Genomic DNA, 20,268 nt, shown 5'->3' with positions numbered 1-20,268 from the left:
TAGGTGATGGTGCGATGGGGCGCTGGCGGGAAACGGGTCAGGCTTTGAGCTTGGCGTAGATGACGTAGTTGTCATCGAAGAGCCCGGTGGCGGGGTCGTAGCCGTCGCAGGTGATCAGCCGGAGTTCCGGGCCTGCCGTGTTTCCGTAGACCTCCAGCGTGGGGAAGTCGTTCTTGCTGTAGAGGGCTCCGCGGTCAACGGTGAATACGGCGATGCTGCCGTCGGTTCGCGAGACGTTGATCTCGGCTCCCGGGGTGAGCTTGCGGAGGTCCGCGAACACACCGCCACGGCCGCTGGGAGAGTTGACGTGGCCAAGCATGACGGACGGTCCACGCTCGCCGGGGGCGGGGGAACCGTTGTACCAGCTGGCCGGAGCGCCGCTTCCGGAGTCCTGCGGTACCTCGAGCGAGCCGTTCTCCCGCAGGCCCAGCTTGAGCAGATCGGTCCGCACGCCGATGGCAGGAATTTCCAGGACCACCGGCTCGGACCGGGACAGGACTGCCGGCTGTGATGCTGCAGGCGCCGGAGCGGAAACGGCCGGTGCCGGCATCGCCGGACTGGCCGCGGCCAGGGTGGGTGCCGCGGAAGCCGCCACGGAAGCGGAAGGTGGGGCACCGGCGTCGGGCGCTACCGAATCTGCGGTGCCGCAGCCGCCCAAAGCCAGCAGGAGCAGAAGCCCGGCCGCCGCGGTGGCCCAGGGGCCCCCGCGGCGGCCGGAATTCATGGTTGTCACAGTGATGATCCAGTCAGCCCAGGCTTAGGCCGCGGATCCGGCGCTGCGGCGGCGAACAACGTACGCGCCGCCGGCGAGAGCGGCCAGGGCCAGGCCGCCGCCGAGGGCCAGGGCGCCGGTGTCGGTGCCGGTTTCCTGGCCAACGCCGGTGTCAGCACCGCCGGCGGGCATCTTCATCTGTCCGGCGGCCAGGGTTCCGCACAGGGCGGGGGAGGTGGCGGCCAGCGGGAGTTCGGGGACAAGGTCGCTCTTGGCTGCCTGGCCCGCTGCGCTCAACGTTGCCGGATCAAGGCCGTGGACCACAACCACGGCGGTTCCTGCTTCCAGGGCGGCCTTTGTTTCGGCGTTCAGTTCGAAGGTGCGGTCTACGGTGTAGCTTGCGCCCTGGCCGGCGACCTTGAGGTCAAGCCCGGCGGCAGGGCTGGTATCGCCGCTGGTGGACAGGGTGGTGACAATGCCGCCGTAGCCCGGTGCGCCTTCGGTGGTGGAGACAACCTGGTCACCGTCCTTGTCGGCGGAGGGGGCCGGGCATACGCCCTGGGCGCCGCCGTGGATGTGCTGGACGTGGGGGTAGGGGGCATCCATGAAGGTTGCGGCCAGGCCGGAGACCTTGAGGACGGCGTGGGCCTGGTTGCCCGTGACATCTACGGTGATGGTGCCGGAGGCCGAGCTGCCGTTGATCTGGCCCAAGGTGGACTGGTACGACTGGTCGGCGGCCATGGCGGGGCTGCCGGAGAGGGCAAGGGCGCCCAATGCGAGGGTTGGTACGGCCAAAAAGCGGAGTGTCTTATTCATCAGAAAGCAGTCTCCTCATACAAGTAACGGTGTCGTCCCGGATGAGGGACAAAAGTACTTCGGCGCCGCTGCTGTTACGGATGGGAAGAAAGTGAACTGGAACACAGGATGTGGTGCTAGCAATACCGGAACTCGAGGGAAACACCCCCTGTAGGATGGACAGAAGGTGCGCCGGGAAGTCTGGTCGGCATAGTCTTGTAGACCCCAAATGCCAGGAGACTCAATGAACCAGACCACGCCCTCCACACCCCCGCCCGGGAAGGGGAAATCCACCGTTCTTTCCAGGGGCAGTTACGCCGAGGCGCTCCGGATCGGGGAGATTCTCCGCAAGGAGACCGTCGGCGGCGCCCTGCTGGTGGCAGCTGCGGTCATCGCCCTCATCTGGGCCAACTCGCCGGCGTCGGACAGCTACTTTGCCCTCAGGGACTTCAAGTTCGGTTACGAGCCCTGGCACCTTGAGCTCAGCCTCGGTGCGTGGGCGGCGGACGGGCTGCTGGCCATCTTCTTCTTCCTGGTGGGCCTGGAACTCAAACGCGAGTTCGTGGCAGGGGACCTGCGCCAGATCAGCAAATCGATCGTGCCCGTTGCGGCCGCCGTGGGCGGCGTGGTGGTACCCGCGCTGATCTACGTCGTGATCAACCTCACCAGCCCCGAGACCCTGCGCGGCTGGGCCATCCCCACTGCCACGGACATCGCGTTCGCGGTGGCGGTCCTGGCCATCATCGGCTCCCACCTTCCGAGCGCCCTGCGGATCTTCCTGCTGACGCTGGCCGTGGTGGACGACCTCATCGCGATCTCCATCATCGCGTTCTTCTACACCAGCGACCTGGACGTCATGCCGCTGGTCCTGGCCCTCATTCCGCTGGCCCTCTACGCCTTCCTGGCCCACAAATACCGCCACTTCTTCGGTATGAAAGCCTCCGCAGCCTGGGTCATCCTGCTGCCGCTTGGCGTGATCACCTGGGCCCTTGTCCACGCGTCCGGCATCCACGCCACCGTGGCCGGCGTGCTGCTGGGCTTCGCCGTCCCCGTCATCCGCTCCCAGGCCGCGGGCGGTCCGGACGCCGGGCCAGGCCTGGCGGAAATCTTCGAACACCGCTTCCGGCCCATCTCCGCGGGCGTGGCGGTTCCCATCTTCGCGTTCTTCTCCGCCGGCGTGGCCGTTGGCGGCTGGGAGGGGCTGGGTTCCGCCCTTGCGGACCCGGTGGCGCTGGGCATCATCGTGGGCCTGGTGGTGGGCAAGCCGATCGGCATCCTGGGCGTCACCTGGCTGCTGACCAAGGTCACCCGGGCGGAGCTGGACAAGTCCTTCAAGTGGATCGACGTCTTTGGCGTGGCCCTCCTGGCCGGCATCGGGTTCACGGTGTCCCTGCTGGTGGCCGAGCTCAGCTTCGGGCAGGGGAGCCTGCACGATGACCACGCCAAGGTAGGCATCCTGGCCGCGTCAGTGCTCGCGGCGCTGCTGGCCGCGGCGGTACTGACCACAAGGAACCGCCAGTACCGTGCCGAGGAAGAGGCCGAGAAGGTGGACGCGGACCAGGACGGCATTCCGGACGTCTACCAGGAACGGAACTGACACCACTTCAATAGCAAACGCGGGGCTGCTCCGCACCCGTCCCGAATCATCGGATGGGTGCGGAGCAGCCCCGCGTTTGGTTGAGCCGCAGACAACGCGCCTAGCGGCGCACTGAGTTCCTGCGTCCCACAACGGCCTCGGCTGTTCCCACCAGCAGCACCGCGGCGATGACAGCCACGATGAAGCCCACGAAGTTCAGCTCGAAGATGTCTCCGGTGCCCAGCAATGATGCGACCACTCCGCCGATGACCGAGCCAACAAGGCCCAGCAGGAGGGTGGCCAGCAGGCCCAGGTTTTGCTTGCCCGGCTTGATCAGGCGGGCAAGTGCGCCAATGACCAGGCCGGCGACGATGAATCCAATCACGGTGTGCTCCTTAGTGGTGGTTGCGGACGGATGACGCCCGTACTGCCGCAGCGGTGCCGCAATGGATTCATTCTATGTACACCTCCGGCCGCTTCTGCTGCGCGCGGTGGCGGCCCTGAGGACGATGGTCCCCGTACTGGCGGGAATCAGGCCGGGGCCAGCGGCTTGGCCTGTTCCTCCACGTGCCGGATTTCGAGCGCCTCCGGGTCCAGCAGCTTCCGCGTGCCGGTCCTTGCGTCCAGGATCCAGAACAGTTCCAGGGCCGGGACGACGTCCATCACCCGCCCCCGGTGGAAAAGTTTGCCGTTGTGCCATGCCTCGATCTGGTCCCCGACCCTGAGCTGGCCGGTGAGAACTCCCTGTGCCTCCATGATGCGCCTCCTGCTGTTGTGTCCCCGTAAGAGACAGCATGCCGTGGCCAGGTTGCTGAAATGTTTCAATGCGGTGTTTTTTCTGTGACTATGCGGGAGTCAAACTGTCAGCGTGACGTGCCTTTGCCGGTGTCGCCAAGGCGGTCCGGCGTCCCAGTGGTTCCGCTTGGGCCGGAACCGGTGCCTGAACCATTGGATTCCGCGCCGTTGAGGTGGTCCGAGTAGGGCGCATGAAGCTGCGGTTTCTCGTCGATGAGCTCGTTCGCGGCCATGGCCAGGAGGTCGCGCTGGAAGACGGGCAGGGAAATGAGGCCCTGTGAGTAGGCCTGAACCTCGTATTCGCCCGCGGAACCGCAAATGCTGAAGTACCTCAGCCAGAGTTCACCCATGCTGATGTCAGCGGCCTTCAGGGCATCGTTGAGCTGATTGCGTTGTTCCGGTTCATGAGGATCGAAGCCCACGTTCCAACCTCTTAACGTGCTTCCGGGGGCGCCTTGGTGAGCAGCTTTTCGCTGACCTCAATCAAGGGAAGACCGGATTCCCTGGCTTTTCTGACGAGCTGTTTCATCGCGTCGTCCTGGCTGAGGCAGGACGCGTCCGCTGTCCTCATCAAATTGTCCCGGAAGGAACGCATAGATCTTCAACGTTTTGATTCCTTACTGTCCAAACACCAGCGGCGCGCTGACCACGGAACGGACCGGCAGGGCAGCTACGGCAGACTGCCACGCAGGCCACTACCAGGGTGTCGGTGAAACCGCTGCTGGTTCCCGCACATCCCCGGCCAATCAGCGAAACACCGCTGCCGCCTGCGCCCGGCGTTGAGTCCTTGACGCCCGGAGGGACGGGCATCAGGCCACGGCGGGATAGCTGTAGAGGATGTAGTCGGCCGCAGCCGGACCGGTCATCCGGAGCCTGCTGTTAGCCAGGTCAATGCCGCAGCGGTGCATCCCCGCCCGGAATGCCTGGTCCGGCTTGGGCTCCAGCCCCCGGAGTGCGGCCCAGCTCACATAGAGGCCGTAGAGGCAGTCGGGCCCGAGGCCGCCGTCGTTCGAAGGATCTAAAACCGTTGCCTGGTCAAGGAACTGCTGGAAGTGCGTGATTGCCATAATGTGGCCTGTTCATCTTCTGCATCATGTGCCGCCGTGTGGCTACAGCAGCTTCTCAGGGGCCTGTGCAGGGGTCCGGGAGGGGACAGGGAATGATTCCCGTCACTCTTCCGAATGTACGCCCGCCCAGGGGGTAAGTACAGCAATCGGACCACCCGTGCGGTTTGCCTGTGCCGGTACGGAACGGCCGCAGGACTCCTATGCGTCTCTGCTCTGGGCGTACAGGCCCGGTCCGGTGGGGACCGTGCCGGTATGATGGAGTGCATTATGGATGACCCTCCCTCACATATGCCCAAGCCCCTCCGCCTTCTGACCGGTTCGCCGGCCACCACGGGAGAGGGGCGCCTGAATGTATGAATGGATCATGCTCGGTATCGGCCTCGTCCTGACGGTCGGTACCGGTTTCTTTGTTGCTTCCGAGTTCGCGCTGGTCAATCTGGACCGCAATGACCTCGAAGCCCGCCAGGCCCGCGGGGAAAAGCGCCTTAAGCCCACCATCAAAGCACTGAAGATCACCTCGACCCACCTCTCAAGTGCGCAGCTGGGCATCACCCTGACAACGCTGCTCACGGGTTACACGTTCGAGCCGGCGATCAGCTCGCTGTTGCGCGGCCCTTTACTGTCCACGGGGCTTCCCGAGGCTGTTGTGCCGGGCATTGGTGCGGTGATCGGCATTTTCATCGCCACGATCTTCTCGATGGTGATCGGCGAGTTGGTGCCCAAGAACTTCGCCCTGGCGCTGCCCCTGGCCACGGCCAAGTTCGTGGTGCCGTTCCAAGCCCTCTTCACCACCGTGTTCAAACCGGTGATCCTGCTGTTCAACAACACCGCCAACAAGATCATCCGCTCCTTCGGCATCGAGCCGAAGGAGGAACTCTCCGGCGCCCGCAGCGCGGAGGAACTCAGCTCGCTGGTCCGCCGGTCAGCCCTTGAGGGCCTCCTGGATGAGGACCATGCGGTGCTGCTGCACCGGACCCTGCGGTTCTCGGAGCACTCTGCCGCGGACGTCATGACCCCCCGCGTCCGGATGACAGCAGTCAACGCCGATGACACGGCCGAAGAAATCGTCGCCCTTGCCACCACTACCGGCTATTCCCGGTTCCCCGTCATTGGGGAGGACCGTGACGACGTGCTGGGCGTGCTCCACGTAAAGCAGGCCTTCGCCGTGGACCTGGCAGCCCGGTCGCGGGTGCTCGCGTCGGAGTTGATGATTGAGCCGCTGCGGGTGCCCGAGTCCATGGGCGTGGATACGCTGCTGGTCCTGCTGCGCAAGCAGGGCCTCCAGGTGGCCATCGTCTCCGATGAGCACGGCGGCACCGCCGGCATCGTGACGCTGGAGGACCTGGTGGAGGAGATTGTCGGCGAGCTTGAGGACGAACACGACCGTGCCCGCACCGGCGTCGTCCGGACCGGACGGTCCATCACCTTTGACGCGTCCCTGCGGCCCGACGAACTGCTGGACCGGACAGGCATCACGGTGCCCGACGGCGAGGAGTATGACACCCTGGCCGGTTTCGTCACGGACCAGCTGGACCGTATTCCCGAACTCGGTGATGAAGTGATGATCGACGGCGGGACGCTCCGGGTGGAGCGTGTCCTGGGTACGCACGTGGAGCGGATCCGCTTCACGCCTAACGGATCCCAGGAAGCGCCCAAGAGTGCGCATGACCGCATCATTGATGACCTTACGCAGGAGCTGACCCATGAGTGAATATCTTCCCGGCATTATCTGGCTGGTGGTGCTCCTGGTGGTCAACGCGTTCTTCGTCGGTGCGGAGTTCGCCGTCATTTCCGCACGCCGCTCCCAGATTGAGCCCAAGGCAGAGGCCGGCAGCAAGGCCGCCAAGACCACGCTGTGGGCCATGGAGCATGCCACGCTGATGCTGGCCACCAGCCAGCTGGGCATCACCGTGTGTTCCCTGGTGATCCTGAACGTCTCCGAACCCGCCATCCACCACCTGCTGGAAATCCCGCTGGGCCTGACGTCCCTGTCCTACGAGGCAATCAGCATCATTGCCTTCATCACGGCGCTGCTGCTGGTCACCTTCCTGCACGTGGTGCTTGGTGAGATGGTCCCCAAGAACATCTCCTTCTCCGTTCCCACGCGGGCAGCCCTGATCCTGGCCCCGCCGCTGGTCATGGTCTCCCGCGTGGTCAAGCCGGTGATCTGGACGCTGAACGGCATTGCCAACTCCATCCTCCGCCTGTTCAAGGTGGAGCCGAAGGACGAGGCCACCAGCGCCTACACGCTGGATGAGGTGGCGAACATCGTGGAGCAGTCCACCCGGGACGGCATGCTGACGGACACCACCGGAACCCTGACCGCCGCGTTCGAATTCACGGCCAAGACCGTGGCGGACGTGGAGGTTCCCATTTCCGAGATGGTGCTCCTGCCTGAGTCCGCCACGCCGGCTGACATCCAGCGCGCCGTGGCCGGGCACGGGTATTCCCGGTACATCCTCACCAATGACGACGGCGAGCCCTCCGGGTACCTGCACCTCAAGGACGTCATGGACCTGACAACGCAGGAGAAGTTCACCCAGCGGGTGCCTGCCAAGCGGATCCGCCGCCTCGCGTCCGCCTACAGCGGCAGCGAGCTTGAGGACGCTCTGGCCACGATGCGCCGCACCGGCGCCCACGTTGCACGGGTGTTCGACGCGAAGGGCAACACCACCGGTGTCCTGTTCCTGGAGGACATCATCGAGGAACTGGTAGGCGAGGTCCAGGACGCCACCAGCGCCTGAAACGCCGGCTGCAGCACGGCCACCTTCAGCACGGCCACCTGCAGCACGGCCACCGCACCACACTGCTGCACCACAGCCACGAAGGCGCCGCTCCGTCACGGGGCGGCGCCTTCCGCCGTTAACGGGCCCGGCCGGCGGCGCAGGACATAATGGCAGGCCGGGCCTATGATGAGTGCATATACGTGCACATATGCACCCAAGGAGTGGGCTGGATGTTTTCGGTTCTGCGGAACGCAACGTACCGGAGGCTCTTTGCTGCCCAAATCGTGGCGCTGATCGGCACGGGCCTGCTGACGGTCGCGCTGGGGCTGCTGGCCTACGACCTGGCTGCGGGTAATGCCGGGGCGGTGCTCGGTACCGCGCTGACCATCAAGATGCTTGCGTACGTGGGCCTGGCGCCGGTGATCAACGCGCTGCTGGCCCGCTGGCCGAAAAAACCGGTCCTGATCGGGGCCGACCTGGTGCGCGCGGCAATGGCACTGTCGCTGCCGTTCATCACCGAAACCTGGCAGATCTACGTGGTGATTTTCCTGCTGCAGTCAGCCTCTGCCACGTTCACCCCGGCGTTCCAGTCGCTGATCCCCGCCGTCCTTCCGGACGAACGGGACTATACGCGCGCGTTGTCCCTGTCCCGGCTGGCGTACGACATGGAGGCCCTGGCCAGCCCGGCCCTTGCCGCGCTGCTGCTCACCGTTGTCAGCTACAACAACTTGTTCCTGGGTACCGTGGCAGGGTTCGTGTTCTCCGCCCTCATGGTGGCCGTTTCCGTCCTGCCGCGGGTCTCCGCCGGGGAGTCGCCGCAGGCCTCGCTCTGGCACAGGACCACGCTCGGCGCCAGGATCTTCTGGCGGAACCGGCGGCTCAGGTCGCTGCTGGCACTGAACCTGGTGGTCGCGGCCCCCACGGCCCTGGTGCTGGTGAACACGGTGGTCTATGTCCGTGATGTCCTGCACCGGCCGGACACGGACCTTGCCCTGGCGCTGGCCTGCTTTGGGGTGGGGTCCATGATCGTTGCCCTGTCCGCCCCGTGGCTGCTTAAACGCCTGGGTGACCGGACGGTGATGCTCGCCGGGGCCGCCGTCGTTCCCATCGTCATGGCCGGCGCCGCCGCCATCTCATGGGCCACGCCCGGCAGCGGATGGTGGTTGCTGCTCACCCTCTGGTTCCTCCTGGGTGCGGCGAACTCCACCATCCTTACGCCGTCGTCGAGACTGCTGCGCGAAGCCTCCACCGAGGACACCCGGCCGTATGTTTTCACGGCGCAGTTCTCGCTCTCGCACGCCTGCTACATCCTGGCCTATCCGCTGGCGGGCTGGGTGGGAGCCGTGGCCGGTTTGGGCTGGGCCGCGGCGGGGCTGACAATTGTTGCGATGATAGGCAGTGCAGGAGCATTCCTGTCCTGGCCCCGGCATGATGCCGCAGGGGCCACGGGCCGTGCAGGGGAGGAGCAGGACAGTGGCCAGCCAGCCCCGCAGCGAAGCCGCGCCCGCCGTTGATGTCCCGTCCCTGGTCCACCAGGTAACTCCGGGGCCGGAGCTGCTGGAGGCAGCCTCCGCCACCCTCCGGATGCTGGCCGAGCCCACGCGCCTGCACCTGCTCTGGCAGTTGTCGCAGGGCCCCAGGACCGTGACCGAGCTGACGGCCGCCGTCGGAGTTCCGCGGACAGTGGCAAGCCAGCACCTGGCCAAACTCCGCCTCAGCGGGTTGGTGGACACGCGCAAGGACGGCCGCCACGTGATCTATTCGTTGCGCGACGGGCACCTGGTCCGCCTGATCCGCGAAACCATCAACCATGCGGACCACCGCGTCACCGGCGAACCCACCCACGGCTGACGCGTCGAAAGGCCGCGTGCCGCAGCTCACCGGGCAAAATGATCAGCACCCTTAGTGATTTGTGGTTACGATGGGTAGGTAAGCCGCTGGCAGCACGCCGGCGGGAGCCGACCGTAGGGAGAAACACCATGGGTTTGGACGACAAGATTGGTAACGCAGCCGAGAAGCTTGGCGGCAAGGGTAAAGAGGCCGCCGGCGAAGCGACCGGCGACGATCGTTTGAAGGCCGAAGGCCAGGGCGACCAGGCCAAGGGCGACCTGAAGCAGGCCGGCGAAAAGGTCAAGGACGCTTTCAAGAAGGACTGACCTACCGGTCCATCAGCAAAGGGTGCGGTTCCACTGGAGCCGCACCCTTCCTGCGTTTACCGGAACTTGGGCAGGCTCTGAATCCCGTGGTCCTGCGCCCCGCTATCGTGGAGTATGGCGAACACGATTCTTGTCGGTATTGATGCCTCCACTGAAAGCGCCGCTGCCGCGGACTGGGCGCTGGCAGAGGCGAAGTCGCTCAAATGGAGCGTTGTGTTCGTCCATGCCGTGTCCCCGGTCGATGTTGCAGACCCGGAAGTTGAGGCACGGTACTTTCGAGCATCCTTCAGTGAAGCGGAACGGACCTTCGGGCCGTTGCTGGAGGACGCAGAGTCCAAGGGTGTGCCTGCGGAAAGCCGGGTGGTTGCCGGACGCGCCAAGGACGTGCTGATCCGATTGTCGTCCCGGGCTGGGCTTGTAGTCGTTGGGCGCCGTCACCGCACCGGTTACGCATCCCGCTTCGGAAGCGTCTCCGCCGCCTTGGCGGCGCACTCTTCCTGTTGGACTGCAGTCATCCCGGAGAGGTGGAAGCGGGACCAACCTGCCTTGGACGGTGTCCCGGCCCCCGGCACGGCAAGATTCTTCGGGCATGTCATCGTAGGGGCGGAGGAGGGGCCGGAGGCAGCAAACCTGCTTGCCGTGGCAGCAGAGTTGGCCCAGCGGCACGGTGCGCCGCTGACTGCCGTTACCGTCAGCCCTGATGGTGCAGCCCGGGACGGCACGGCCTGGCTCCCGGAGCTTCTTCACCGCATAAATGAAAAGCACCCCCAACTCCAGTGCGCAGGCGTTACCCTGACGGGGACTCCGGCCGGTGAAGTCACGGAGGCAGCCAGCGGCGCCCGGCTGTTGGTCATTGGATCGCGCGGCCTCAGCGGCCTTCCGGGAATCGTTCGCGGGTCAGTCAGCCAGGCCGTTTTGGAAAGTACGTCCTCTCCGGTTTTGGTGATACCTTCCCGGCCGTTGAAGCCTGAACGCGAGTGATGTGGCGCCATTCGGTTCCCGGCCACGGCGGAGCGCGGCGATGCCGGCACCGTGCGGCTGGTCCAAGGCGGGCCATTGGTTGGTATACCACTGTGGCTCCATGAGAAGTTTAGGTAGCCTGCGGGGCGTCGCCGATGCCACTTTTTCGCAGCTCCAGCGCTTGCTGATCCAGGGAGACAACTGAATGCAGACTCAAAACCGGGTAAACCCGTGGCAGGACGGTCTTGGCCGGGCGAGTATCAGGGCAGGCCAGATTCTGGTGCTTCTGGCACTTTCGGCCGTCCTGGTCTACGGGCTCATCCAGGTGCGGCTGGTGGTCATTCCCCTGCTGCTGGCACTAATTTTGGCGGCTGCCATCGCACCGCTGGTGAACTGGCTCAGAAGGAAAGGCTGGCCCAGTGCGGCCGCCACCGGCTTCTCCTTCCTGTTGCTCCTGCTGACCTTGGGTGGAGTGGTCACGGCCATTGTTTTCGCCGTGATTGGCCAAGCGGGGGAACTGGGACGCAGCGCGACGGAGGGGTTCGACCAGGTCTACGGCTTCGTCCGGAACGGCCCGATTCCGATCGATGACCAACAGATCCAGCAGGCACGTGACGCCGTGCTGGACTTCGTCACCAGCAGCACCGCGGGCGCCGGTGTTGTCACCGGCCTCAGCGCGGCAGGGACGTTCATCACCGGTGCCCTGCTCATGGCCGTGATCCTTTTCTTCTTCCTCAAGGACGGAGAACGCATCTGGGCGTTCGTCCTGCGCGCTTTCAAGGGCACACGGCTGGTCAAGGCGAGGCGCGTGGGGCATGACAGCCTCGCGGTGCTGGGCGGGTATGTCCGGGGAACGGCCATCGTGGCCGTCGTCGACGCGGTCTTCATCGGGTTGGCCCTTGTAATCCTCGGAGTTCCGCTCGCCCTGCCGCTGGCCGCGATTGTGTTCATCGGCGCCTTTATCCCGCTGGTGGGAGCCACCCTCGCCGGTGTGCTGGCTGCCCTCGTGGCGCTGGTGGCCAACGGGCCTGTCACGGCCCTGATCGTGATCATCGTGGTGGTTGTGGTCAATCAGCTTGAAGGCAACTTCCTGCAGCCGGTGGTCATGGGGCGTACTCTCAGCGTGCACGCCCTCGTCATCCTGCTGGCACTCACAGCCGGTACCATCCTGGCGGGCATTATCGGCGCCATCCTCTCCGTTCCCCTGGCGGCCGTTATCTGGGCCGCGATCAAAGCATGGAACGAAAAATCAGACGACGAAATCACGGCGGAGGATGTTTCCAGAGCCGAGCAGGAGACCGCCAGGGATTCCCACGGCCAGCTGTCCGCCGCCGCGGCAACGGACCAGCCTTCGCGGGAACCGGCGGCATCCCACAGCGGCGCGGGCCAGGGAACCGAGGAATAGGTGAACACCACTACCCGCAGCGCGCACTGGCTCGATGCCCTGCGGACCCAGCTCTGGCCGCTTCCGGCATTGGCTGTTGCCTTGGCCGTCGTCCTGGGCATAGCGCTGCCTGCGCTGGATTCGGCCGTTGACGGCGAGCTGCCGGACAGCGTCACGGTTTTCCTTTTCAGCGGCGGGCCGGAGGCTGCCAGGGCTATCCTGCAGGCCATTTCGGGTTCGCTCATCACGGTTACCTCGCTGACGTTCTCGCTCACCGTGGTAACCCTGCAGCTGGCCAGCAGCCAGTTCTCACCCAGGCTGCTGCGGACCTTCACCTCGGACCGGTTTGTCCACGGAACGCTGGCGCTCTTCCTGGCAGCCTTCGCCTTCTCTCTGACAGTCCTGCGCAGTGTGCGGGACGAGGGCAACGGCAACACCGCCTTCGTACCTGAAATCTCCGTCACGGTGGCCTATGCGCTCGCCATGGCCAGCGTCGTCGGGCTGGTGCTCTTCCTGGCGCACCTCACGCGGGAAATCCGGGTGGAAACCATGATGAGCCGAGTCAACGTGGAAACCCAGGAAACCATGGACCGCGTCTTTCCCCAGGACCGGCCCGCACTCCTGCCGCAGCCCTTTCCGGCGTCGGGCAGCTTCCCCATCCGCGCCAGTTCTTCCGGCTTCCTGACCTCATACGTCCAGGGCGAACTCCTGCAGGCTGCGAAAGATGCCGGTGCCGTTCTCCGCATAGACCGGGAACCGGGCAGCTCACTGGTGCAAGGCGTCCCGTTTGCCACCGCCTGGCCCGTGGCACCGGGAGCAACGTTCACCGCAGAAGTCCGGGAGAAGCTCACCAAGGACACCAACACCGCCGTGGCAACCGGGTATGAGCGCACCAACGTCCAAGACGTCGGATTCGGGTTCCGGCAGCTCGTGGATGTTGCCGCCCGGGCGCTCTCCCCGGGCATCAACGATCCCACCACGGCAGTGCACGTCATCGGGCACCTCTCGGCGCTCCTCTGCAGGCTGGCGGAGCGTAACCCCGGACCGGAGCACCTGGTCGACGACGACGGGCGGGTCAGGGTGGTGCTGTCCCATCCCGGAATGCAGGACTTCCTCAGCCTGGCCATGGACCAGCCCCGGCAGTACGGCGCGGCGGACCCTGCCGTCGCCGCCCGCCTCCTCCGGCTCCTCCACGAGCTTGCGTGGTGCGACCGGACGGGCCGGTACCGGGCGGAGATCGTGGACCACTTGGGCCGGATGCGCAACGCCATCGGCTCCGCACACTATTCGAGCCCGGAACGGAAAAACCTGATGGACCTGGCTGATTCCATCTCAAAAGTAATACTCATGTGATCTGCGGAACAGGAATACGAAGCTAGGCTGAGTAAAAGCCCTCAACAGGAAGTGGTGATGGCCACACTGGGTTCGTCTGCGCTTGGACTGCTTCGCCGCCTTGGTGCGCTGCGGGGCGTTTTCGTATGGCTGCTCCTGGTCCTGCTGATTGCCGGTGCTGCTTCCTACACGGCCGGCAGCCGGTATGCCCTGGTCCCCTGGCACAGCCCGGTGCAGTCAGCGGGCGGACAAACCGCTGGCGAAGAGCCGCTTCAGGCAATAACCGAAGCCGGTCCGGCAGAGCCTTCAGCCTCAGCGTCGCAGTCCGTCCGCGTGATCCACGAGGCCGGCCCGTCCGAGCCTGCGGCACTCGAGAAAGAGGGCGAGCGGAGTAAGGCGCCCCGCGGCGAACCGGTCCCGGTGCGGACCGGTGCGGTGGATCCGCCGTCGTTGATCCAGCGGCTGCCCGGTGGCAGCCTCCATTCCAGTGACGTGCCGCCGGAGCCGGAACTGCCGGCGCTCACGGTGGTGGATCTTTCCATCAGCAGGACGTAGGAGCGGTTCGCCGTTCCACTACACCTCTACCTGCTGTATTGACCTGGAAAGAGATACCAATGACACATGTACAGTCCATGCTTGACGCCTACCCCAAGGATGTGGCGGGCATCGACAAAGCCAAGCTCGTGGAATGCATCCAGGCGTGTTTCGACTGCGCACAAACATGCACCGCGTGCGCCGACGCATGCCTGAACGAGGACATGGTGGCCGAGCTCACCAAGTGCATCCGCACCAACCTCGACTGCGTCGACATCTGCGCCGCCACCGGAAAGATCCTCTCCCGCCACGGCAATTACGACGTCGGCATCACCCGGGCAGTGCTGGAAGCATGCCGCATCGCCTGCCGTGCCTGCGCGGAGGAGTGCGGCCAGCACGCCTCCATGCACCGCCACTGCGAGGTATGCGCTGAGGCTTGCCGCCGCTGTGAGCAGGCCTGCACCGACCTCCTGGCCTCGCTGGACTAGGTGGAGGTGGCGGCCATGACACATTCACAGATTCCGCTGGCGGTTCGACGCGCCGGCAGCAGGGGCGGATCCCGTGCAGGGCGGGCGGAAGACCCGCAGCTGCGGCGGATGCTGGCCACGCACGTCCACTGCGGCGAGCCCATGCAGTTGGTAGCGGCGCCGGGCGAAGGGCTGGCAGCAAAGAACGACGGCGGCCTGCTCACCTACCGGTGCGCGTGCGGGTTCAGCTTCGATCACTGGGAGGGCTGACCGGCCCCTGTCCAGCGGCCGGGTTGTCCTTGGCGCTTATTTGGGGGCGCCGAGGGCAGCCCGGCCGCGGCGGTTCGGTGCTGCAGAGCGTCGATTGTCAGCCGCGGCCGCTGAGCCGTTCGATGAGTTGATCGGCCTGGGCCAGGTTGCGGGCCATCTTGGCGCGTTCAGCCACGGCCTTCTCCAGGTAGGCGGCGAGTTTGGCCTGCGCGTCACCGGCGGACCCTGTTTCCTGCGAGGAGAAGAGCTCGAGGATGTCGGCCATCTCCTCCAGCGAGAACCCCAGGGGCTTCATCTGCTTGATCACCATGAGGCGCTCGACGTCGTCTTCTGAATACACCCGGAAGCCGCCCTCGGTGCGGGCCGTGGCTGGAAGCAGCCCCACGTCGTCGTAATGGCGGATGGTGCGCAGGGACAAACCTGTCCGTTCCGCCAATTCGCCAATGTGCATGGTGGAAGTACCGGTTCGTGCTGTCATGTCGTGGGCCTCCGTAATATCCGCGTTCAACCCTACCATCACGTTAGGGTAGGGTTGGTTCCAGTCGGTGATGCGCCTGAGCGGACTCCCGACATCCCGGCGCGGCGCTGCGCCCCCTTCATTCTTCGAAAAATGGAGGCGCCGCCCTGCGCCTTCCTGACCATGAACGGAGCCAGCAATGGCCGTCAAAACCGCCGCGGATGCCTCCGCCTACACACCGGAACAGCTCCAGTCTGTCCGGGAGACGTTGAAGTCCCCGCGACGGCTCAAGACCGAAGTCCTCGCCGGACTCGTGGTCGCGCTCGCGCTGATCCCGGAGGCGATCGCCTTCTCGATCATCGCCGGCGTCGATCCCCGCCTGGGCCTGTTCGCCTCCTTCACCATGGCCGTCACCATCGCCTTCGTGGGCGGCCGCCCGGCGATGATTTCGGCCGCCACCGGCGCGGTGGCCCTGGTGATAGCCCCGCTGGTGAAGTCCCACGGCGTGGACTACTTCATCGCCGCCGTCATCCTCGGCGGTATTTTCCAGGTGATCCTGGGCCTGTCCGGCGTGGCGAAGCTGATGCGCTTTATCCCGCGGTCCGTGATGGTGGGCTTCGTCAACGCCCTGGCCATCCTGATCTTCATGTCCCAGGTGCCCGAACTGCTGGGCGTTCCCTGGCTGGTCTACCCCCTGGCGGCGCTGGCTTTGGTGATCGTGTTCGGACTCCCCAAGCTCACCACGGCCGTCCCCGCGCCGCTCGTGGCAATCGTGGTCCTCACGCTCATCACCGTCCTGGCGTCCATCGCCGTTCCCACGGTGGGGGACAAGGGCGAGCTGCCGGACTCGCTGCCGTCGCTCTTCATTCCGGACGTGCCGTTCACCCTTGAGACCCTGCAGATCATCTTCCCCTTCGGCCTCGCCGTGGCGTTCGTGGGGCTCCTTGAGTCCCTCATGACCGCCAAGCTCGTGGATGACATCACCGATACCCGCTCCCACAAGAGCCGCGAGGCCTGGGGACAGGGCGTGGCGAACATCGTCACCGGCTTCACCGGCGGAATGGGCGGCTGCGCCATGATCGGTCAGACCATGATCAACGTCAAAGCCTCGGGCGCCCGGACCCGGATCTCCACCTTCCTGGCCGGCGTGTTCCTGCTGATCCTTGTGGTGGTGCTCGGCGGCGTCGTGTCCGTCATTCCCATGGCCGCCCTGGTTGCTGTGATGATCTTCGTATCCTGGGCCACGTTCGACTGGCACAGCATCCACCCGCGCACGCTGAAGATGATGCCCAAGAGCGAGACCCTGGTCATGGTGGCCACCGTCGTGGTCACTGTTGCCACGCACAACCTGGCCATCGGCGTCGGCGTCGGTGTGCTGGTGGCGATGGTGATGTTCGCCCGCCGGGTGGCCCATTTCGTCACGGTGGAACGGACGGTCACCGGCGTGGAGGGCCATGAAACCGCCACCTATACGGTGAACGGCGAGCTGTTCTTCGCCTCGTCCAACGATCTTTACACCCAGTTCGAGTACGCGCTGGACCCGCAGTTGGTGGTGATCGACATGCACGCATCGCACCTCTGGGACGCCTCAACCATCGCAGCCCTGGACGCCATTACCGAGAAGTACCGGCACCACGGCAAGGACGTGAAGATCATCGGCCTGAACGATGCCAGCACCACCATGCGTGAGCGCCTGGGCGGGAAGCTCGGCGCCGGGCATTAGTCCCGAACCCGTGGCTCCGGCAGTATGGGACGAACGGTTACGGTACGCAGGGGGAATGGAGACGGCATGCACGGTCAACTCCCGTCGGACACAGTGGAACTACCGCCGGATTACCGGCCGCACCGGACCGTCAACCTCAAGAAGGACGGAAAGCTCCCGGCGGCAGTGCAGGGAATCTTCGTTCTGGTGGCGCTCCTGGCAGTTTCCGCTGCATTGCTTCTTGGCCTGCCGCTCGGGTCAGGCTTGAGTCCCCTCGTCACAGTTCCGGTGACCCTGCTCGCCTGCCTGGCGTACATGGCTGCGCATGAGGCGACCCACGGCGTCGTCCTGCAGTTGCTGACCAGGGTCCGCCCCACCTATGCGGTGCGCTTCCCCTTCCTGACAACGGGGAACCGTGCCTACCTCACCCGGCGGACTGCCGTGGTGGTGGCACTCGCGCCGTGCATCGTCTGGGGAGGTGTCCTCCTCGCCGCACTGTTGACGGTCCCGGCTGATTACCGGATCACCATGTATGTCCTCCTGGCACTGAACTTTGCCGGCTCGGCCGGGGATTACGTTGAGGTCTACGTCGTCTCCCGGCAACAGCCTGATGCGCTGGTGCAGGACGATGGAGACAACATCAACGTATTCGTGCCGGGGAACTAGCGGCGGATACTCATAAGCGCCGCAGACCGCCGCGGTGCGTCAGGGCCAAACTAGGGGCGGCTGCTGAACCGCTCAGCCAGGTTCTTGGTGCCCTGGACGATGATCTGGTCGTCGTCGTACAGCACGGTCTGGGCGGTGGTGTGCTGCCAGGTTCCGCCCGGCCGTTTGACCGCCACGATGGTGATCCCGTACTTGTCCCGGAGGCCCAGCACGCCCAGGGGCCGGTCCCGGGCATCCGCCGGTGGCTGGGTGCGGACCATCACGAAGTCGTCCTCGAATTCCACGTAGTCCAGGATGGACCCGCGGACCAGGTGCGCCACCCGCCGGCCCATGTCGTGCTCGGGCCGGATGACGTGCTGCACGCCGAGTTGTTCCAGGATTTCCGCGTGCGGCTCGCTGATGGCCTTGGCCCAGATCTGCGGGTGCTTGAAGGTGAGCAGCCGGGAGGTGGTGAGGATGCTCGCCTCCAGGTCCGAACCGATGCCCACCACGGCCCGGTCGAACTCGTGGACGGAGAGCTGCCGCAGGACTTCTTCCCTCGTGGAGTCGGCACGGACCACATGGGCCAGCCGCCCGTTGTAGGACTGCACGATGTCCTCGTTGTTGTCGATCCCCAGCACCTCGGTGCCCTGGGCCTCCAGTTCCAGGGCCAGGGAGCCGCCGAAGCGCCCCAGGCCGATAACGGCCACGGAATCGGGGTGCGCGGCGCGCTCGCCCCTGCGGGTGAAGATGTCCTTAGCCAATGAGGGGCCTTTCCTTCGGGTTTTCGTACAGTATGGGGCGCTTCCTGAGGGCCAGCGCGGTGCCGAGCGTGACGGGGCCAAGCCGGCCGATGAACATGAGCAGGATCAGCACCACCTGCCCGGCGGGAGGCATTCCGGCCGTGATGCCGGTGGACAGCCCCACGGTGGCAAAGGCGGACACCACCTCGAACAGGATCCGTTCCTGGCCGAAGTCGGTGATCATCATCAGGAACATGGTGGACGCCGTCACCAGGGCGATGGCCAGGAGCACCACGGTGATGGCCTGGCGGTGAACGGCCCGGGAAAGGCGCTTGCCAAAGATGTTCACCGCGGTGTCGCCCCGGAGTTCCGTGGCCAGGATGAAGAAGAGCACGGCGAAGGTGGTGATTTTCAGGCCGCCTGCGGTGCCGGCCGGGCCGCCGCCGATGAACATCAGGATGTCCATGCCCAGCCAGGAAATGGGGTGCATCTGGCCGATGTCAACGCTGTTGAAGCCGGCGGTGCGGGTGATCACGGACTGGAAGAATCCGCCCAGGATGCGGTCCTCGGGCGGCAGTCCGCCCAGGGTGGCGGTGTTGGTCCATTCCGCGGCCGTGAGGAACACGGTCCCGCCAACCAGGAGCACGGCGCTGCCGGCCAGGACGATTTTGGTGTGCATGCTCCAGTAGACGGGCCGGCGGTACTGGCGGCGGAGCTCGAAGAGCACGGGAAAGCCCAGGCTGCCGATGATCACCGCGCCCGCGATGGGCAGGCACACCCACGGGTCGCCCACAAACCCCATCAGGCTGTCCGAGTACAGCGCAAAACCTGCGTTGTTGAAGGCGGACACGGAGTGGAACACCCCGTGCCAGAGGGCCTCGCCGGGCGTGTAGCCGTAACCCAGGAGGAAGCGGAGCATCAGGAGCACCGCCAGGATGGTCTCCACAATGACGGTGATCAGCAGGACGCCGATCAGGACGCGGCGCACGTCGCCGAAGCCGGTGCTCTTGGTCTCCGTGGCGGCCAGCATCCGGGACCGCAGGCCCAGGCGGCGGGCAGTCAGCACGCCCAGGAGCGCACCGAAGGACATCACGCCGAACCCGCCGATCTGGATCAGCACCAGGATGACCGCGTGCCCGAAGCCTGTCCAGAACACCGGGGTGTCCACAGTGATCAGCCCGGTGACGCATACGGCGGACGTCGCGGTGAACAGGGCTTCCAGCAGTGACGCCGGCTGTGGTCCCGTGGCGGCGGCCGGCAGCATCAGGAGCGCGGTCCCCGCCGCTATGGCAAGGACGAATCCCAGGGCGATCAGCTGCGCCGGGTGCCGTGGAACCAGCTTGTGGGTCAGCCGTCGGAGGGTGGACACCTGCTTGCCCTGGAGTTCCGCCAGGGACCGGCTGTACCCGGCCAGCACCGCCCTGGGTTTTTTCCTTCGGCGCTGAGGGTGGGGGCTTCGCTGGTAAGCCTTCAGGTGCATAGGCGCCACGGTACCACCGCAGCACGGCGCAGTCCGCCAGATGAAACAGACCTCACATTCCGCCCGTATTCTCCCGGGCTGCCGTGCGGTCCTGCCCAGTTCGTCAGGGGGCCATGCCCACCTGAGCCGGGACACGCCGTCGTGCGCGGCGCGCCGCCACGGTGCCCCGGGAAGTAACCGGGCAGGAGCGCTCGACGGCGGCGCGTCACCCTGCGGGAGCGGCAGTGCGGGCTGCCGTGCGGTCCTGCCCAGTTCGTCAGGGGGCCATACCCACCTGAGCCGGGACACGCCGTCGTCCGCGGCGCGCCGCCACGGTGCCCTAGGAAGTAACCGGGCAGGAACGCACGACGGCGGCGCGTCACCCTGCGGGAGCGGCAGTGCGGGCTGCCGTGCGGTCCTGCCCCAGTTGCTCAGGGGGCCATACCCACCTGAGCCGGGACACGCCGTCGTCCGCGGCGCGCCGCCAC

At 65.8% G+C, this 20,268-nt stretch carries 23 protein-coding genes; 14 read left to right on the top strand and 9 right to left on the bottom strand.

What is annotated here, in order from left to right; translation table 11 throughout:
- Window positions 1-37: 37 nt before the first annotated feature.
- A complete protein-coding gene (locus AC6CHP_RS10675) occupies window positions 38-724 on the bottom strand; it encodes a sortase domain-containing protein (protein ID WP_427115882.1) in 687 nt (228 codons plus the stop codon).
- Window positions 725-757: 33 nt separating this feature from the next.
- On the bottom strand, window positions 758-1,528 hold the full coding sequence (locus AC6CHP_RS10670; protein WP_498229750.1) for a hypothetical protein: 771 nt from the start codon (window positions 1,526-1,528) through the stop codon (window positions 758-760).
- Window positions 1,529-1,751: 223 nt separating this feature from the next.
- Between AC6CHP_RS10670 and nhaA the strand changes: the two genes are divergently transcribed.
- Window positions 1,752-3,104, top strand: coding sequence for a Na+/H+ antiporter NhaA (nhaA, locus tag AC6CHP_RS10665; RefSeq protein WP_188726995.1), 1,353 nt, complete (start codon window positions 1,752-1,754; stop codon window positions 3,102-3,104).
- 100 nt (window positions 3,105-3,204) lie between these two features.
- Here the strand turns inward: nhaA and AC6CHP_RS10660 are convergent, their stop codons facing one another.
- The 4 genes from AC6CHP_RS10660 to AC6CHP_RS10645 all read right to left on the bottom strand — a co-directional run bounded on the left by AC6CHP_RS10660 (window position 3,205) and on the right by AC6CHP_RS10645 (window position 4,945).
- Window positions 3,205-3,468, bottom strand: coding sequence for a GlsB/YeaQ/YmgE family stress response membrane protein (locus tag AC6CHP_RS10660; RefSeq protein WP_188726997.1), 264 nt, complete (start codon window positions 3,466-3,468; stop codon window positions 3,205-3,207).
- A gap of 146 nt (window positions 3,469-3,614) precedes the next feature.
- On the bottom strand, window positions 3,615-3,839 hold the full coding sequence (locus AC6CHP_RS10655) for a hypothetical protein (protein ID WP_188726999.1): 225 nt from the start codon (window positions 3,837-3,839) through the stop codon (window positions 3,615-3,617).
- 107 nt (window positions 3,840-3,946) lie between these two features.
- Window positions 3,947-4,300, bottom strand: a complete 354-nt coding sequence (locus AC6CHP_RS10650; RefSeq protein WP_498229747.1) for a hypothetical protein — start codon at window positions 4,298-4,300, stop codon at window positions 3,947-3,949.
- A gap of 387 nt (window positions 4,301-4,687) precedes the next feature.
- Window positions 4,688-4,945 (bottom strand): hypothetical protein, encoded by a 258-nt coding sequence (locus tag AC6CHP_RS10645; RefSeq protein WP_498229745.1) that lies wholly within the window; start codon window positions 4,943-4,945, stop codon window positions 4,688-4,690.
- Between the two features lie 349 nt (window positions 4,946-5,294).
- On the opposite strand from AC6CHP_RS10645, the gene AC6CHP_RS10640 reads away from it, so the two are divergent.
- The 11 genes from AC6CHP_RS10640 (at window position 5,295) to AC6CHP_RS10590 (ending at window position 14,774) form a co-directional block, all read left to right on the top strand.
- Window positions 5,295-6,656 (top strand): hemolysin family protein, encoded by a 1,362-nt coding sequence (locus AC6CHP_RS10640; protein WP_498229743.1) that lies wholly within the window; start codon window positions 5,295-5,297, stop codon window positions 6,654-6,656.
- Entirely contained in the window at window positions 6,649-7,689 is a 1,041-nt protein-coding gene (locus AC6CHP_RS10635) for a hemolysin family protein (RefSeq protein WP_498229741.1), read from the top strand. The genes AC6CHP_RS10640 and AC6CHP_RS10635 overlap by 8 nt, the downstream gene beginning before the upstream one ends.
- A 212-nt stretch (window positions 7,690-7,901) precedes the next feature.
- A complete protein-coding gene (locus AC6CHP_RS10630; RefSeq protein WP_498229739.1) occupies window positions 7,902-9,185 on the top strand; it encodes an MFS transporter in 1,284 nt (427 codons plus the stop codon).
- On the top strand, window positions 9,145-9,522 hold the full coding sequence (locus AC6CHP_RS10625; protein ID WP_229675168.1) for an ArsR/SmtB family transcription factor: 378 nt from the start codon (window positions 9,145-9,147) through the stop codon (window positions 9,520-9,522). The genes AC6CHP_RS10630 and AC6CHP_RS10625 overlap by 41 nt, the downstream gene beginning before the upstream one ends.
- Window positions 9,523-9,650: 128 nt before the next feature.
- Window positions 9,651-9,827, top strand: a complete 177-nt coding sequence (locus AC6CHP_RS10620) for a CsbD family protein (RefSeq protein WP_066278512.1) — start codon at window positions 9,651-9,653, stop codon at window positions 9,825-9,827.
- Window positions 9,828-9,941: 114 nt separating this feature from the next.
- A complete protein-coding gene (locus tag AC6CHP_RS10615) occupies window positions 9,942-10,808 on the top strand; it encodes a universal stress protein (protein ID WP_498229736.1) in 867 nt (288 codons plus the stop codon).
- Window positions 10,809-10,992: 184 nt separating this feature from the next.
- Entirely contained in the window at window positions 10,993-12,192 is a 1,200-nt protein-coding gene (locus tag AC6CHP_RS10610) for an AI-2E family transporter (protein WP_498229734.1), read from the top strand.
- Window positions 12,193-13,524, top strand: a complete 1,332-nt coding sequence (locus AC6CHP_RS10605) for a DUF2254 domain-containing protein (RefSeq protein WP_498229733.1) — start codon at window positions 12,193-12,195, stop codon at window positions 13,522-13,524.
- A 57-nt stretch (window positions 13,525-13,581) separates the two neighbouring features.
- Complete coding sequence (locus tag AC6CHP_RS10600; protein WP_498229731.1) at window positions 13,582-14,058, top strand: hypothetical protein; 477 nt, start codon at window positions 13,582-13,584, stop codon at window positions 14,056-14,058.
- Window positions 14,059-14,117: 59 nt separating this feature from the next.
- Window positions 14,118-14,525, top strand: a complete 408-nt coding sequence (locus AC6CHP_RS10595) for a four-helix bundle copper-binding protein (protein WP_104184579.1) — start codon at window positions 14,118-14,120, stop codon at window positions 14,523-14,525.
- Window positions 14,526-14,540: 15 nt separating this feature from the next.
- Window positions 14,541-14,774 carry a hypothetical protein gene (locus AC6CHP_RS10590; protein WP_377195543.1) on the top strand — a complete coding sequence of 78 codons (234 nt, stop codon included), beginning with the start codon at window positions 14,541-14,543 and terminating at the stop codon, window positions 14,772-14,774.
- A gap of 97 nt (window positions 14,775-14,871) precedes the next feature.
- Here the strand turns inward: AC6CHP_RS10590 and AC6CHP_RS10585 are convergent, their stop codons facing one another.
- The gene (locus tag AC6CHP_RS10585) at window positions 14,872-15,252 is read right to left on the bottom strand and encodes a MerR family transcriptional regulator (protein WP_188727020.1); all 381 of its coding nucleotides are present in this window, start codon (window positions 15,250-15,252) and stop codon (window positions 14,872-14,874) included.
- Between the two features lie 178 nt (window positions 15,253-15,430).
- Here AC6CHP_RS10585 and AC6CHP_RS10580 point away from each other — a divergent pair, with 178 nt between their 5' ends.
- A complete protein-coding gene (locus AC6CHP_RS10580) occupies window positions 15,431-16,954 on the top strand; it encodes a SulP family inorganic anion transporter (RefSeq protein WP_498229728.1) in 1,524 nt (507 codons plus the stop codon).
- A 66-nt stretch (window positions 16,955-17,020) separates the two neighbouring features.
- Window positions 17,021-17,599: a DUF3267 domain-containing protein gene (locus AC6CHP_RS10575; protein ID WP_427115697.1), complete on the top strand. Its 579-nt coding sequence runs from the start codon at window positions 17,021-17,023 to the stop codon at window positions 17,597-17,599.
- A gap of 50 nt (window positions 17,600-17,649) precedes the next feature.
- Here the strand turns inward: AC6CHP_RS10575 and AC6CHP_RS10570 are convergent, their stop codons facing one another.
- Entirely contained in the window at window positions 17,650-18,342 is a 693-nt protein-coding gene (locus AC6CHP_RS10570; RefSeq protein ID WP_498229725.1) for a potassium channel family protein, read from the bottom strand.
- The gene (locus AC6CHP_RS10565) at window positions 18,335-19,801 is read right to left on the bottom strand and encodes a TrkH family potassium uptake protein (RefSeq protein WP_498229723.1); all 1,467 of its coding nucleotides are present in this window, start codon (window positions 19,799-19,801) and stop codon (window positions 18,335-18,337) included. Before AC6CHP_RS10565 ends, AC6CHP_RS10570 begins: the two co-directional genes overlap by 8 nt.
- Between the last annotated feature and the right edge of the window lie 467 nt (window positions 19,802-20,268).

The organism is Pseudarthrobacter sp. GQ63, assembly GCF_059758765.1.
The sequence above is the reverse complement of the archived record's forward strand: the minus strand, read 5'-3'. Positions and strand labels throughout refer to the sequence as shown.